This window comes from Campylobacter massiliensis (assembly GCF_014253065.1).
GTDB classification, from domain to species: Bacteria; Campylobacterota; Campylobacteria; order Campylobacterales; family Campylobacteraceae; genus Campylobacter_A; species Campylobacter_A massiliensis.
This window is the reverse complement of sequence record NZ_JACLZK010000001.1, coordinates 939,415-954,923: the sequence shown is the minus strand read 5'-3', so window position 1 is coordinate 954,923 and position 15,509 is coordinate 939,415. Positions and strand designations below refer to the sequence as shown.

12 protein-coding genes and 1 tRNA gene are annotated in these 15,509 nt (G+C 46.9%); 7 read left to right on the top strand and 6 right to left on the bottom strand.

Translation table 11 applies throughout. From position 1 onward, the window contains the following. Nucleotide 1: 1 nt before the first annotated feature. From H7R39_RS04465 to H7R39_RS04445, 5 genes are all read left to right on the top strand, one after another. Nucleotides 2-499 carry a YajQ family cyclic di-GMP-binding protein gene (locus H7R39_RS04465; protein ID WP_185898128.1) on the top strand — a complete coding sequence of 166 codons (498 nt, stop codon included), beginning with the start codon at nucleotides 2-4 and terminating at the stop codon, nucleotides 497-499. A 216-nt stretch (nucleotides 500-715) separates the two neighbouring features. After that, complete coding sequence (locus H7R39_RS04460; protein WP_185898127.1) at nucleotides 716-1,507, top strand: DUF2314 domain-containing protein; 792 nt, start codon at nucleotides 716-718, stop codon at nucleotides 1,505-1,507. A 366-nt stretch (nucleotides 1,508-1,873) separates the two neighbouring features. Continuing rightward, nucleotides 1,874-3,238, top strand: a complete 1,365-nt coding sequence (locus tag H7R39_RS04455) for a coproporphyrinogen III oxidase family protein (RefSeq protein WP_185898126.1) — start codon at nucleotides 1,874-1,876, stop codon at nucleotides 3,236-3,238. 137 nt (nucleotides 3,239-3,375) lie between these two features. Then, the gene (locus H7R39_RS04450; RefSeq protein ID WP_323874593.1) at nucleotides 3,376-5,670 is read left to right on the top strand and encodes a dynamin family protein; all 2,295 of its coding nucleotides are present in this window, start codon (nucleotides 3,376-3,378) and stop codon (nucleotides 5,668-5,670) included. Further along, nucleotides 5,663-7,498 (top strand): dynamin family protein, encoded by a 1,836-nt coding sequence (locus H7R39_RS04445; RefSeq protein WP_185898125.1) that lies wholly within the window; start codon nucleotides 5,663-5,665, stop codon nucleotides 7,496-7,498. Before H7R39_RS04450 ends, H7R39_RS04445 begins: the two co-directional genes overlap by 8 nt. Nucleotides 7,499-7,522: 24 nt before the next feature. Here the strand turns inward: H7R39_RS04445 and H7R39_RS04440 are convergent, their stop codons facing one another. From H7R39_RS04440 to H7R39_RS04415, 6 genes are all read right to left on the bottom strand, one after another. Then, nucleotides 7,523-8,305, bottom strand: coding sequence for a hypothetical protein (locus H7R39_RS04440; protein ID WP_185898124.1), 783 nt, complete (start codon nucleotides 8,303-8,305; stop codon nucleotides 7,523-7,525). A 65-nt stretch (nucleotides 8,306-8,370) separates the two neighbouring features. Further along, nucleotides 8,371-10,098, bottom strand: coding sequence for an ATP-binding protein (locus H7R39_RS04435; RefSeq protein WP_185898123.1), 1,728 nt, complete (start codon nucleotides 10,096-10,098; stop codon nucleotides 8,371-8,373). Continuing rightward, nucleotides 10,098-11,642 carry a fatty acid--CoA ligase gene (locus H7R39_RS04430; RefSeq protein WP_185898122.1) on the bottom strand — a complete coding sequence of 515 codons (1,545 nt, stop codon included), beginning with the start codon at nucleotides 11,640-11,642 and terminating at the stop codon, nucleotides 10,098-10,100. The genes H7R39_RS04435 and H7R39_RS04430 overlap by 1 nt, the downstream gene beginning before the upstream one ends. A 9-nt stretch (nucleotides 11,643-11,651) precedes the next feature. After that, nucleotides 11,652-12,899 (bottom strand): OmpP1/FadL family transporter, encoded by a 1,248-nt coding sequence (locus H7R39_RS04425; RefSeq protein ID WP_185898121.1) that lies wholly within the window; start codon nucleotides 12,897-12,899, stop codon nucleotides 11,652-11,654. Beyond that, nucleotides 12,900-13,739 (bottom strand): deoxyribonuclease IV, encoded by an 840-nt coding sequence (gene nfo, locus H7R39_RS04420; protein ID WP_185898120.1) that lies wholly within the window; start codon nucleotides 13,737-13,739, stop codon nucleotides 12,900-12,902. Further along, on the bottom strand, nucleotides 13,736-14,215 hold the full coding sequence (locus tag H7R39_RS04415) for a hypothetical protein (RefSeq protein ID WP_185898119.1): 480 nt from the start codon (nucleotides 14,213-14,215) through the stop codon (nucleotides 13,736-13,738). Before H7R39_RS04415 ends, nfo begins: the two co-directional genes overlap by 4 nt. A 69-nt stretch (nucleotides 14,216-14,284) precedes the next feature. Between H7R39_RS04415 and H7R39_RS04410 the strand changes: the two genes are divergently transcribed. Further along, nucleotides 14,285-14,359: transfer RNA gene (locus H7R39_RS04410), tRNA-Glu, on the top strand. A 302-nt stretch (nucleotides 14,360-14,661) separates the two neighbouring features. Beyond that, on the top strand, nucleotides 14,662-15,399 hold the full coding sequence (locus tag H7R39_RS04405; RefSeq protein WP_185898118.1) for a TerC family protein: 738 nt from the start codon (nucleotides 14,662-14,664) through the stop codon (nucleotides 15,397-15,399). The last annotated feature ends 110 nt before the right edge of the window (nucleotides 15,400-15,509 follow it).

Genomic DNA, 15,509 nt, shown 5'->3' with positions numbered 1-15,509 from the left:
AATGGCAACTGAGCATAGTTTTGATATAAGCGCGGCGGTCGATATGATGGAGGTCAAAAACGCGCTGGAGACGGCGAAAAAAGAGATCGCGGCGAGATATGATTTTAAGGGGCTTGCGGCCGAGGTGGAGCTAAACGAAAAGGAAAAAATCATCACGCTTCTTAGCTCTAGCGACAACAAAGTCGACGCGCTAAAAGACATCGTGATCTCAAAGCTCATCAAGCAAAACATCCCGCCGGTAGCCGTGACTGAAAGCAAACGCGAGAGTGCTAGCGGCGGAAATATCAAGGCGACGCTAAAGCTAAACGACACCCTAGATGGCGAAAACGCGAAGAAAATCACCAAAGCGATCAAGGACGCAAAGCTAAAAGTAACCGCGGCGATCCGAGGCGAAGAGGTGCGAGTAAGCGGCAAAAGCATCGACGATCTGCAAGAGTGCATAAGGCTTGTGAAGGGGTTAAATTTGGAGTTGCCGATTAGTTTTAAAAACTTAAAATAGCGGGTATTTTCGCGAGCGCTTTTAAATGAGCTAGAAAAATTTCGCTCCGCAGGCTACATGCCTAGCGCACGCTCAATTTTTCGTCGCAATATTTAAATTCGTCTCGCGAAATCGTCGCTTGACTTTTGTATTCAAAATTTGACGTTCGTCAAATTTAACCGCAAATTTAACGTATCTAAATTTTAACTCTCAATCTAAAATAAAGAAGGATAAAAAATGGGCTTTTTTAAGAAAATTTTCGGCAAACAAGTCGATCTGGGCGAGCAAATGCCGATTTATTTCGCAAGTAACGAAGAGGACTATATGCAGCGCGCATTCGAGCAGGCACGCGAGAGTTTTAGGTATTTTTGGCGCGAGCTTTACTGGGAGCGCCACAGGGTCGTGCCCGGGCTTGATTTTGCGATGGTTAAAATTTGCTTTTTAGACGTCGTGGACGGCGAAGAAGTCGGCGAGCATATGTGGATAAACGACGTGGATTTTGACGGCGAGACCATCTCGGGCACGCTCGTAAACGAGCCTGACGCCGTGCAAAACGTAAAAAACGGCGACCGCGTGAACGCAAAAATAGACGAGATGAGCGACTGGATGTTTGCAGTGGGCGGACGCGCGTACGGCGGCTTTAGCGTGCAGGCGATGCGCTCGCGCATGCAAAAGGGCGAGCTAAAAGAGCACGATAAAGCGTGGGGGCTTGATTTTGGCGATTTTAACGATATTTTAGTCGTTTACGAGCAAAAAGAGCATCCGGAAAATTTAGCCGAGCATCCGATGTGTAAAAACGTGTGCGAGAAGTTCGAGCAATACGTAAAAGAAAACCCAAGTATCGTCACGGACGCCGATGAGGAAGGGTTTACGCAGCTACACCGCGAGGCGCTTGCGGGCAATCTAGCGCTCGTAAACGTACTGTTGGCAAACGGCGCGGACATAAACGTGCGCACGAAAAGCGGCAAAACCGCGATTGATTTTGCCGAGAATTTGGGCTGGAAAGATATCGTTAAAGCGCTTGCTTAATCGACCTTTAGGCCAAATTTAACGCTTAGCTAAATTTGGCCTAAATTTAAGAATTCTTGAAAATTATCTTTACGGCGTTGTTTCCTGTATGATTGTTTAGGCTATGCGGCGCCTAAAATTTAAAACGATAGCTTCGTTTAAAGTTGCACGACGGCTCAAGCCGCTTTGGTTAAATTTTATTTTTGAAGCGGCTTTGGGATAAAATTTAACGCAGTCTATATAAAAAGATATATAAGCGCAACCGTAAATTTCCACACCAAAATTTACGTTAAATTTATTTAAATAGGTTAGACTAGCCCCTTAAAATTTTATTTTAAGCAAAACCTAAGTAAAATACGCGATAAAAATTAAAAAGAGGAATTAATTGTGGGATTTAAGAATATTATAGAAAAATTTGCAGTAAATTACGCTCATAATTCTATTCAAAAATCACTATACAACGAATTTAACATAGACATTTTGACCACGACTTACACTAAAACTCCAAAAAAAGACAAAAAGTACATGCTCTACGCACACGTTCCCTTTTGTCACACGTTTTGCCCGTACTGCTCGTTTCACAAGTACCACTACGAGCAGGAGCTTGCGAAAATTTATTTTGAAAATTTACGCGAGGAGATGAGGCAGGTAAAGGAGGCCGGCTTTGACTTTAGCTCGCTTTATGTCGGCGGCGGCACGACGCTTATCAACGAGCCGGAGCTTGAAAAGACGCTAAAACTAGCAAAAGAGCTCTTTAGTATCGAAGATATCTCGGCCGAGAGCGATCCAAACCACATCTCGCCGGAGAGTTTAAGTCGTTTTGACGGGCTTATCGACCGCTTAAGCGTAGGCGTGCAAAGCTTTGATAACGAGACGCTAAAAAGAGTCGGCAGGTATGAGAAATTCGGCTCAGCTGAAGAGACGAAAAGAAAGCTCGAGAAGGCTCTGGGCAAGATCCCAGTCATAAGCCTCGATCTCATCTTTAACCTACCAAATCAAACAAAAGAGCAGCTAATAAACGACATAAACGTCGCAAAATCGATCTCTCCGCAGCAGATAACCTTCTATCCGCTCATGAAATCGGAGCTAACGAGAGAGAACATCGCTCGCTCGCTGGGCGTCTCAAACGTCGATAACGAGCGCGAATTTTACGAGATCATCGTGAGCGAATTTGCCAAAGGCGGGTATAAGCAAAGCAACGCTTGGGCGTTTTCAAACGAAAAAAGCGCAGACCTTCGCGACGAATACGTGGGTTCAAATTTAGAGTACGTGGGCGTGGGCAGCGGGGCGTTTAGCTTCCTTGACGGAGAGCTTGTGATAAACGCATTTAACCTGCTTGACTACGGCAGAAAGATCAAAGGCAGGCAAAGCCCGGTCATCGCAAAATGCGCATTTAGCAAAAAAGAGAGACTAAAATACACGTTTTTAACAAGGCTCTTTGACGGCGCAGTCGATATCAAAGCCTACAACGAGCAAAACGACGCAAACATCAACAAAGACCTATTTGTCGAGCTTAGCTTGCTAAAGCTAGTAAACGCGATCTACGAAGAAAACGGCGTTATCAAGCCGACGTTTTTCGGCAAATACATCTGCGTCGTGCTCATGCGCGACTTTTATGCCGGTATGGATAAGGTGCGCGCGATATTTAAGAATGACGCGAAGATCAAACGCAGCAAAGTGCTTCGCATCATGAGCGAAGAGACCGAGCAAAAATTTGAACAAAACATCATTCAGCCTCGCGCCGCTATGTAAATTTGGGTAAATTTGACGCGATTTTGCCGTCAAATTTATCTCTCCCGCGAACTGCTTTAAATTTATCGCGAAAATAACCCGCCGCCCAAGCTTGTTTAAATTTAATTTATGCTAAATTTCGCCCCGAAAGCGACCTTGTGGGCGCAAATTTTACCAAAGGCGAAGCGGTGGACACGGATAAATTTTTAAGCGAAATTTGGGGCGCTCTTAAGCTATTTTTAGACCCCAAAACGCAAATTCTCGCAGACGAGCGAAGCCTCGCCGTTTTACTCGCGGCGGATGCGGAGAATTTTGATAGATTTATGGCGCTAAAGGAGTTTAGGGATATCCTTCACGCGCTTGGGCTAAAAGCCGACATATACAGCCTCCAGTGCGCTCAGCTAGGCGCTATAAACGCTCTAAAATCCGCAAAAATCTCAAAATCAAAGCTCCTGGCCGCGCTAGAAATCCTGCAAGCCGAAAACATAATCTCCGCCGCGCATTTTAAGAGGCTCTCGGAGTTTTTGCAGACCCTCGGCGCGGATTTGACCGCAGGGAACGAGCAAGAGGGCTCAAATTTTAAAAAATCGGACGTCTTTCACCAAAAAATAGACGCACTAAACGATATCTGCGAGCGAATTTTGTCGCTAAACCCGGGCGCGGACGTCGCAAATGCGGCGACAAAAGCGCGCCAAAAAGCGCGCGAGCTAGAGTTTAACGTCGCGGTTACGGGCGTCATAAACGCGGGCAAATCAACCTTGCTAAACGCGCTACTGGGCAAGAAAATCCTAGGCGCTTCAAACGTGCCCGAGACGGTGAATTTAACCGTGCTAAAGTATGCGCCCGAGCCTTTTGCAAGGGTAAATTTTTGGAGCGAAGCTGAGCTAAAAGAGCTTGGAATAGTCCAAGATCAAGATAACGATATAGCCGAAATTTACGGAGGCGAAGGCATTAAATTTGAGAGTGAAACGGCGCAAAATTTAAATGTCAAATTTAATGCGGACGGCGACGAGCTAGCGGTTAAATTTGAGAGCCCTAACGCGAGTGAGATTTGCTCCGAGCCGCCGGCTAGCAAGACCGTCAAAACGGACGAGATCAAGCGCTACACCTCGGCGGACTCCAAATACGCCAAATTCGTAAAAAGCGTCGAGCTTTACGAAAATTTGGAGCTTTTAAAGGATAACGTGCGCATCATCGACACGCCGGGCATCGACGACGCGGTGGCTACGCGCGAGGAGCTGGTGCGACGATTTATGCGGGAGTGCGACCTGATGGTGCACCTGATGAACGTCTCGCAAAGCGCCACGAAAAAGGATCTGGACTTCATCGTCTCAAGCCTGCAAAACTCCCATACCGTGAGGCTCGCCGTGCTGCTCACGCACGCGGACGTGCTAAAGCAGGGCGAGCTAAACGAGGTCGCCGCCTACGCTAAAAAGAGCGTCGAGGAGCGTACGCGCGACCTTGGCGTCGGGGCGGAGTTTTTCGCCGTGAGCGCTAAAAGCTACTTTGAGGGCGCGCAAAACAGCGGCGTCGAGGAGTTTAAGGAGTATCTTTACGAGACGCTTTTCGGTCAAAATAGCCAAAAATCACGCCTTGGCATCGAGGCATATAAAAAGGAGCTCGGCCGCGTCTGCGCGCAGTTTGCGGCGGATACGCAAAGCGAGATTTTAAAACTAACGGGTTCAAATTTGAGCTTGTCGCAAAAGATTTCTGAACTAAACGAGCAAAAAGCCACGCTGGCTGGCCGCCTGGAGGACGTGAGAGACGCGGTAAAAGAGGAGCTAGGGCGCCTAGATACGGCCAAGACCGCAGCTAGCTACGAGCTAGGCCTAAGGTCACTAGCGCAAACGCTAAAGCAGCGCGTCGCGGATGACGTAAACTACGCGGCCTCTAAAAAACAAAAGATCGACCCGCAGCGCCTCTCGCGCATCGCGCAAACGACGATCAAAGACGGCGTTGCCGCCTTGATGCGTCAAAATCGCAACGAAATCGTGCGGCAAATCGCCGCGTGCGCGCAAAATATCGCGCTAAAATTCGGCGAATTTGAGGGTAAAACGGCGGCCGCCGAGGTCTTTAGCATAAATGACTATCTAAACTCAAAAGGTATAAGCTTAGAGTGCGCCCAGGTCGCGGACGCGGTGGCTAGTGCGGCAAACTCGGGCGTGCAAAGCGTAGCCGAGGCCGCCAAAGTAGCCGCGGAGGAGTTTTTGGGCTCCCAGCGGATCAAAAATTTCGTTTTCGAGCTTAGCGAATTTGAAAAAAGCGAGTTTAAAAAGCGTATCGAAGCCACGCTAAAAGAGCAGGAAAAGGCGCTAGCAATCAGCGAAGAGGCGCTAAAAATCGAACTTACCGAGCTAGCGCAAACTAGCGGTCGGGACTCGCGCGAGCTAGAGCGACTAAACTCGCAAAGCGAGGCGATAAATGCTATAAATTTGGAGCTGCAAAGTGTTTGAGGAGTTTATAAGCGCGTATAAAACGCGGTATTTTAAGATATTTTTGGACGATTTTCACGGGCGATTTAGGCGGTTGCAAAACGAGCTAACCGAGCCCAAATTTCACCCGAGCGCCGAGCTAAAACAGGAGCTAAATAAACTCGATCTATTTTTATCCAGCCCGCTTACGGTCGCTATAGTTGGACAGTTTTCTAGCGGCAAATCGACATTTTTAAACGCGCTTTTGGGTAGCGAGATTTTACCGTCTGGCCTAACTCCCGTGACCTCAAAGCCGACCTTTATCAGATACGGTGCCGCGCCGGGACTTAGCGTGCTTTACGAAAACGGCAGAGAGCTTTATCTGGGCGTCGAGGAGATAGGGCGCTTCGTCGATCAGCGCGTGTTTGGCGATGAGGTGAGCAGGCTTTGCGTCTACGCGCCCTCTGAAATTTTAAAGCTGGTAAATTTCGTCGATACACCGGGGCTAAACTCGCTCTCAAAGGCCGACACCGCCGTCACGCACGAGGTGCTAAAAGACGTCGCTGGCGTCATCTGGCTAAGCCTCGCCGACAATGCCGCGCGCGCTAGCGAAGCCGCACAGATCGAGGAGTTTTTGTCTGGCGGGGGCAAAGCGGCGATCTGCTTGCTAAATCAAAAAGATAAGCTAAGCAAGGACGAGCTTGAGCGCCTAAAAACTCACGCGCAGGCGACATACGGGCGATTTTTTGAGCGCATTATCGCAGTTTCCGCCAAGCAAGCCGTAAAAGCGCAAGCTGCGGGCGATGCGGCGCTTTTAGCAGAGTCGAATTTTGGTGCGGCGATAAGCGCTATCCGAGAGCTTTTTGGCGGCGAAGAGATAAAAGAAAAATTCGTGCGCGAAAAGTGCGCTAGGCTGGTTGCCGTAAACGCAGATCAGCACGAAAAAATCGCTAAAATTTACGAAAAAGCGGGTGAGATAATCGCTAAATTTGACGCCGAACTGGAGTCAAATTTAAAAGCCGTGCAAGAAAATTTTAAAACGAAAATCGAGCTAGCCTTTAACGAGCTAAAACACGTCGCAAAGCTCGTTGCAGACGAGATATTAGCCAGCCTAAAAAGCGTGAAAAAGTATAAATACGCGCCGCGAAAAACGCTGCTAAAGGGCGAGTATTTTGAGGCTAGCTCGTATGAGGCGGTGGATTTTGACAGCGACGAGGTGTTTTCAAAGCTCATCTACAACGACGTGAAATTCGCCAAATTTTTTAGGACGTATAAGCGCGGCCTAAGCGCGTTGCAAGAAGAAATCGGCGTTGCGCTGGATGAAATTTACGAGCGGTTGGAGCGCGAATTTATGATTTATAAATCCGAATTCGAAAACGCGCAAAAAGAGGACGAAACGCACTCCGATACCCTGTTTGCCGACGTTAGGGCGTATGCGGGGCAGGTGTATAGGACGTTTTTGCGAGACTATGAGACGGCGAAATTTAAAGGGTTGCAAAAGACGGCGCTGTTTTTTGAAAAGCTAAACCTCAAAGTCGCCGCAAACTACGAAAATGCCGTCAAAATCGCCGTGTATTTTCTAAAAGAAAAGATCGCGGGCTCGATGCGCGCGCACGAGCAAAACGGCTTTGCGCTCTTTATCCCGAGCTTTGACGAGGTGCAAGACCGCGTTTTGCTGTCGCTAAATTTATACGAATTTGAAAATGAGATGCTGGGAAACGCGTCATTTTTAAATAAAATTTTATCGGCACTAAAGAGCGAATTTGCGCAGATAAAGAGCGAAAAACTAGCTAAAATCGCAGCTCTATCGGCCGGACACGAAAGGCTAAGAGATGAAATTTTAAAAGCGGGCGAGGGGTTTGGCGGGTAAATTTCTTGCCGCCATTTTCCTTATTTATTGTTGTTTATTTAGCGTGTTTGTTAATATGGAAAATAGCTCCTCGGCCGTAAATCTTTTGCCGCTAGAAAAATCCATTAGATCACCCTTATAAACGCTTATCTTTTCTATGTCGCTAAAAATTTCTGAGATAATTTCATTTTTTATTTCTAAAATTTTGCCATTGCTAAAAATAAATTGCATCTGATCATTTTCAGTATTCATTTCTAAGATGCTTAATTTATTGGAAATAAAGTATTTTTTATCGCTTAAAGTTTCATTGATTTTTCTTATTTCATAGTTAAGATCTTTAAGGCACTTTTTTATCTCTTGTAGGGTAGTGGTTTCAAAATAGTGAAAGTGTTGCCATTTTAGGTTGAATAAGTCTTTAAAATCAGTACCGTCTTTTGATTTGTATTTAACACTTATGGGAATACAATTAAAACCAGCCTTTTTAATATCCATAAAACCAGTTGCTAGGATAGAAAATTCTTGTTGGGGTGCAAAGTATTCTATGGAATTTTTGAAATTGTAGCCGTTAAAAAATTGTAGATATTGTTCTTCTATTTGAAAAGATACATCATATGCGGGTGCCTTTCCTATGTTTTTTATGGTTATCTTAGAGCAACTAGTTGAGTCAAAAGAGATGTCAAAAATAATTGAGATAAAAGGTGATGTTTCAACTTTTCTAAGCCTAATAGTTTCTTGTGTGAGTTTGTATGAGAAGTAAACATAAATAATTGTTACAATAACTAAAAATACCGTAGCTCCTGCCGTAACCCAATCTGCACCATTATCCATAAAATATCCTTGTGGTTATAATTTGATTATCTATAAAAATATTGGCCAGATAAACTCAGGCAAATTTATCCGTCAAACCCGACTTTCTTATCCTCGCCGAAATTTGAGCTCATCTCGCGTTTGATTTCGCTTTCAAAGTCGCCCATCGTAAATATCCCGTCCTCGCGTACAGCGACTTTTAGCGCGGTATTTTTGAGCGCGAGCATGATTTGCGCGCCGCTTAGCTCAAATTTAGCCAGCTGTTTGACGTCGAAATTCTCCTCAAAGCTTGCATTTTCGGGTAGAACTTTGCGCCAGATCGCAAGGCGAGCGGCGAGGTCGGGCTTTTTAAACTCGATCTTATAATCAAATCTGCGAGAAAACGCGATATCTAGGCTTTGTAAGAAGTTCGTCGTGGCGATGAGTACGCCCTCAAACCGCTCGATTTGCTCCAAAAATATATTTTGCATTTGATTGTGCATCTTGTCCGCGCCGCTGCCGCCCTCGACGCGCGTGCTTAGAAACTGATCGGCTTCGTTTAGCAGCAGCACGGGCTCGCTTTTACTCTTAGCGCAGATTTCTTTATACGTATCGAAAATTTTACGTACGTTTTGCTCGCTCTCGCCGACGTATTTGCTCAAAATTTTAGAGCAGTCAAAGCTAAGAACCTGCTTTTTTAGGCTCTTTGCGAGGCTTAGCGCGCTCATGGTTTTGCCAGTACCAGGCGGCCCGTAAAAGATGATTTTGGCGTCCACGTTTTTGCGCGACTTGATGCCCCAGCTAGATAGGCGCGCCAGCACGCGGCGATCTACTTGCTTTAGGATTGCGCCCAGCAGCTCTTTTACCTTGACGTCCAGCACGACGTCGTTTATGTCGGTCGAGGGCTCAATGAGCTCAAAGATTTCCTGCTCTTTTACGAGAGTTTCTAGCGCTAGTTTTTTGCTTTTGCTCTCGGTTTTTGGGTGCATTATGCTTTGTAAAATTTCGTCGGTTATGTAAAACGTCCTGCTAAAGCCGCCGTAGGTATTTAGCGACTCGTCGTAGTCGATGAGGCCGTTTTCGATTAGCTTTGAGCCCTCATCCAGCAGGGCACGATTTTTTATGCGCTCAAATTCGTCCGCGCTTAAAATCCCCACAAGCGCGTTTAGATCGCGGTTTACGTCCGTTTCGCCGACGTACTCTTCCTTTAAAAGTGCGAGGAAAATAAGCTGTTCTTTGTCGTTTAGCGAGTTATCTTTGAAAATTTGCTCGACGGAAATCGAAATTTTGCTTAAATTTAGCCGTTTTTCGATGATGGTTTCTAGCTCTTTCACGTCTTTTTCGAGGCGGCTTTTGGCATCGCTTGAGACGTTTTTGCTAAAAAACGAGAGCTTGCCGTAAAGCTCCACGCGCAAAAACTGATCTTTTAGGTAGTCGAGGTGATCGGCGTAGGGCGCGACTGTGGGCAGCGTAAGTCCAAACTCGCCCTCTTCTAAAATTTTAAGAAAAAGCGGCGAGAGCGAGATCTCGCTGTGAAGTAGACCGAGTAAATTTGAGCTCGCGCCGTCTGCGTTAGGGTTTTTAAAGATAGAAAAGCCCTGCACGATCCAGCCGCCTTCTAGCAGGTTTTTTACGTCTGCAAGACCTGCTAAAAATTTATACTCCTCGCTGCCAAAAACCGCACAAAGCACGTCGTAAGCGCTACTTTGCGGAGTGCCCTCTATGTAGTTTTTGCTAAGGTAGCGTAAAATTTTCGCCTCGTTTTCGCTGCATTTTATGAGCGAGGAAATTTTAGAATTTTGCTCTCCGCCGATAAACTCTATCAAAAACCGCACTAAATTTCATCCTTTATCTGCTCTTTTAAAACGCGCTTTAGCACCTTGCCCGTCGCGTTTTTAGGTAGATTGTCTTTAAAATAAATCGTCTTTGGAATTTTAAAATTCGCCAAGTGTTTTTTGAGGTGAGCGCGGATATCTTTTTCATCCAGACTCATATCTTCTTTAAGCTGGATAAACGCCGTGACCTCCTCGTCCGCGTGCTCGTCTCTGACTCCGATAACCGCGGCGGCTTCGACTTCGGGCAGTTTAAATAGCACCTCCTCGATCTCGCGCGGGTAGATGTTGATGCCCTTTGAGATGATGAGGTCTTTTTTGCGGTCGACGATAAAGATATAGCCTTCCTCGTCGATCTTAACGAGGTCGCCCGTGCGCAGCCAGCCGTTTACGATCGTCTCGTCTGTGGCGTCTGGCATATTTAGGTAGCCCTGCATCACGCAGTCGCCTTTTACGATTAGCTCGCCGACCTCGCCTACTGGCAGCTCCATCAACTCGTCGTTTATGCATTTTACTTCGTAGCCCGGCAGCGGCAAGCCGACGCTTGAGATTTTTTGTTTTTGCAGCGTGTTTGCCGAGACGATAGGCGAGCATTCGCTAAGGCCGTAGCCCTCTATCAGCACCGCGCGCGGAAATTTAACGCGAAAATCCGTGATAGTCTGCTCTGCCAAAGGCGCTCCGCCGCTGATGAAAATCCTAATGCAGTTAAACCAGCGAAAATACCACGGAATTTTAGCCTTGCCAATAGCCGTATAGATCGCGGGCACGCCTAAAAACACGGTCGCGCGCTTGAGCAGGACTTGCTTTAGGACGTTTGAAAATGGAAAAATGGACTTTACTAAAATAAGCGAACACGCCGAAAATATCGGTAGCAGCACCATCGCCGTGAGAGTAAAGCTGTGAAACATCGGTAAAAACACGGCAAATCTATCTTTCATGCGCACATGAAAAACCTCGTGCGCGCCCTGGACGTTTGAGATGAGGTTGCGGTAGCTGATCATCGCACCCTTTGGCTTGCCCGTGGTGCCCGAGGTGTAGATGATGTGGGCTAGGTCGTCAAGCTTCGGTCGGTCGGTCAAATTTAGCTCTATATGGCAGTTTAGCGCGTGCGCGTAGGCGATATTGTTTTCGTCAAATTCGGATCTATCGCCGATCCAGACGATCTTTTTGATCGCCGTTTTGCTATCTAGGCCTTTCGTCTCTTTTGCTAGTTCGACCGAGGCAAAGAGAAATTTCGCCCCGCAGTCGTTTATGATGTACTCGAATTCTTCGTATTTTAAGAAGGTATTTATCGGCACAGCCACGGCGCCAAGTAGCGTGATGGCAAAGTAGCTGGCGACAAACTCCGGCGAGTTGTTTACGATCATCGCGACGCGGTCGCCCTTTTTCACGCCCATGCCTTGTAAAAACGCCGCCAGCGTAAATGCGTTTGCGCGTAGCTGATTGTAGCTCATCTTGCCCGTTTCGGTGTAGATCGCGATACCGCCGCCGTTTTTGTCTACCGCGACGTTTAGCATATCCTCGAAATTTTCGTAAGGGTAGTTCATGGCCGCGCCTTAAAATTTATATTTCACGTTCAAATTTATCGCCTGAGCGTTGCCGCGCTCAAATTTGCCGTTTGGATAAAGCCCCGACGCATTTGAGTAGTAGTGCACGTCGCGCGCCTTTCTGTCTTGGTAGAAGTAGCTAGCTCCCAGCTCCAAAGCGTCCGTAAATTTGTAGTTAAAGCCCGCTGCATAGATGACGGCCTTGGTGTCCGGCAGATCAAAGCCCGTGGTGTCGGCTCTAGAGGCGGCCTCGTCAAACGTAACCGCGCCCATCAGGCGGAGCTTATCCGTAGCGTCGTGCGCTACGCCGATGCGGCAGGCGTTGCTGTCCTTCCAGTCGCGCTTTTTAGACGCGTCAAATGCCGCAAAAAACGGGTTGCGGTAGTGAGCGGCCGAGGCGCCCGGGTAGTTGAAGTCAAGCTCTTTCCACGCCGACCAATAGGTTCTCTCAAAGTCAAATAATAGCGTGGTGTTTGCGATTTTGTACGATAGGGCTAAATTTAAGCTCGCAGGTAGCGGTACGGATAGCTTTGCGCTACCGCTATACGAGCCGCTCGGAAATGCTCCTCTCGGATGCGCCGGCGCGCTGATGTCGGTGTCGCCTTTTAGATTCATATTTACTTTCGAGCGGTAGGTGGCCGCTAGGCTCAAATTTGAAGTCGGTTTATAGGTGATCGCCGCGTTATAGCCGAAATTTACGCGGTCGCCTTTGATATCTTGCGAGACGGGTAGGGCGCCAGGAACCTCCTGCACGGCCTCTCCTCTAGCGTAAACGGCGCGGAGGCCAAAGCCGACGGCAAGATTATCGGTTAGCGCGTAGGCGACGCTAGGATTTACCTCGATCACTTTTAGATCAAATTTTTTAGAGGTGGCTTTAGGTAGATTTTCGTCCCATCTCATCGACATTCCCGCAGGCACGACGACTGAGAGGCCAAAGCGCCAGTCGTCAAACTGCGGCGTCACGAAGTGAAAGGTAGGTACGAGCGCGTTTGCTCTTTTGGAGGTGAGTTTGTCGCCGTTATAGTGCCTATACTTCGTCTTTGACATGCGCAGGTAGGTTAGCGAGCTCTCTAGGTAGTGTCCGCCGTCTAGAAATATCATATTTGCCGGGTTATTATAGGCTGCGTCGGGACCGAAGCTTGTCGCGACGTTTGAGTTTAAAAGTGCGATGCTATCGCCGCTTTGCTCGGGGATTTTAAAGCCCGCCGCATTTAGAGAGCAGCAAGCCGCTAGGCAAACGCCGATATATTTTCTCATTTATTCTCCTTTAAAGTTTCTTAAAATTTTTATCTCATCCGCCCAGATGTTCTCGTCGATCGTCTCTAAAACTAGCGGGATATCGTCCGTGCGGGGGTCGTTTATGATGTTTTCAAATGTCTTTAAGCCCAAAAAGCCCTTGCCTAGGCTCTCGTGGCGGTCCTTTTTGCTGGCTAGGTCGAATTTAGTATCGTTTAGATGCATGCCGCACAGCATATCGCGTCCGACTATCTCGTCAAATTCGCTCATCACGCGCTCGTAGTCGTCTCTGATGTCGTATCCTGCGGCAAATGTATGACAGGTATCTAGACACACGCCGATCCTGCTTTTATCGGTACAGCGTTTGATGATGTAGGCTAGGTGTTCAAATTTAAAGCCCAAATTTGAGCCCTGGCCCGCGGTATTTTCTATGACTAGCTTTACGTTTTGGCTATTTTCTAACAGGAAATTTACCGAGTTTGCGATATTTTCTAGGCAAGTTTCGGGCGAAATTTCATTTAGATATGAGCCCGGATGAAAATTTATCATCACTAGACCTAGCGCTTCTACGCGGTAAATTTCGTCCAAAAAGGCGTTGATAGACTTTTGGCGCTGCTCGGGACTTGGATGACCTAAATTTATAAGGTAGCCGTTGTGTGGCAAAACGTGCCTGGGCTCGATGCCGGCTGCTTTTAAATTTTGTTTAAATTTGGAGATATTTTCCTGGGAAAGCGGCTTGGCCTCCCATTGGCGCTGATTTTTGACGAACATCGCAAAGGCATTCGCGCCGATATTTGCCGCATTTAGCGGAGCGTTTTCTACGCCGCCCGCGATGCTGACGTGCGCGCCGATAAATTTCATTGAAGCTCTTTTATGATGATTTTTATGCGGTTTTTAGCGTCGAAAAAACTGATATTTTTACCGCAAACTTCGTATTTTATTGAATATTTACTTATATCTTGTATAAAACCGCACGAATTTGTCATTACATTTATACCGTCATACAGCGGTTTGCGCTCCAAAATTTCCGCAAAAAAGTCGTCGTATCTCTCCTCCAAAAAGAACTTTTTGTTAAATTCTTTTTTCTCAAAGCACGCGCCGTTCATGCAAATTTTGTCGTTTATTTTTAGATTTACCGTATTTACGCCCGAGCTGTAAATTTGCAAATTTAGCTGGTTTGCGGTTTTGTGCAGGAAGCCCACGTCGTTGATTTTTAGCGGCGGAGTGAGGATGGTGACGGTAAATTTGTCCGATGATTTTTGGCTTTGTAGCGCGGCGCAACCGCTAAATGCAAGGCACGCAAGCGCAGCTAAAGCGAAGTTTGTAAATTTTTTCATAATTTTTTATCCTTGGTTTAAGCTATTTTTTATTATCTTTAATGTAAAATCCCATTTCCGCTAATTTGTGGCCCCTTCGTCTAGCGGTTAGGACATCGCCCTTTCACGGCGGTAACACGAGTTCGAGTCTCGTAGGGGTCACCACTTCGTTTAATTTCACAAAAGATTTTAATTTTATCCGCTTATCGCTTAAACGCCCTTTATCTAAGATAATTTTTCTTAAATTCGTTTTTCTGAAAATTTATCCGTAGAGCCGTTTGCGGCGTATTTTGCAAAATCAAATTTCATCGCGGCAAATTTAACCGCTGCCAAATAAACCAAAATCCGTCAAATCTAATCGCCTCAAAACGCAAAATTTGATCCCCAAACGCCCATTCCTGCACGCTCAATCAAATTTAAACCCGTTTTGGCTATAATCGCGCCCTAATTTATAAAAAAGGAAAAAAATGTTCGATTGGATTTTTTCGCCCGAGGCGTGGCTGTCGCTCGTGACGCTGACGGGGCTTGAGATCGTGCTTGGTATAGATAACATCATATTTATCGCGATCCTAGTCGGCAAGCTCCCATCCGAGCAGCGCGACAAAGGCCGCATTTTGGGGCTTTCTCTTGCGATGCTAACGAGGATTGCGCTTTTGCTTTCGCTATTTTGGATTATGAAGCTTACCAAGCCGCTATTTAGCGTGTTTGACTTTACGATCACGGGGCGCGATTTGGTGCTGATTTTAGGCGGGCTTTTCCTTATCGGCAAATCCACGCTCGAGATCCACTCAAGCGTCAGCGCCGAGCACGAGGAGCACTCGGCAAGCAAGGGACATGCGAGTTTTTGGGTCGTTATCGCCGAGATCGCCGTGCTTGACATTGTCTTTTCGCTTGATAGCGTCATTACCGCGGTGGGTATGGCAAATCACATCGAGATCATGATCCTAGCCGTGATGCTTGCGGTGGGCGTGATGATGTTCGCGTCTAAGGGCATTTCAAATTTCGTCGACAACAACCCGACGATCAAAATTCTCGCGCTCGCGTTCTTGATCCTGATCGGATTTACGCTAGTGGGCGAGGGGCTCGGTATGCACGTGCCTAAGGGCTACGTTTACTTTGCGATGGCGTTTTCTCTGGGCGTGGAGCTTATTAACATCTACGCTCGCAAAAAGTCGGCAAAACGCGCGCAAGAGGCTCAAAAGTAAAATTTGAGCCTTTAAATTTGCTTTTAGGCGCGCAGGGCGGCAAAATTGACGCTTCGGCTTTGTTTTTGAGGCGTCAAATTTAAACGGGGCGAATTTGAGCGGTAAATTTA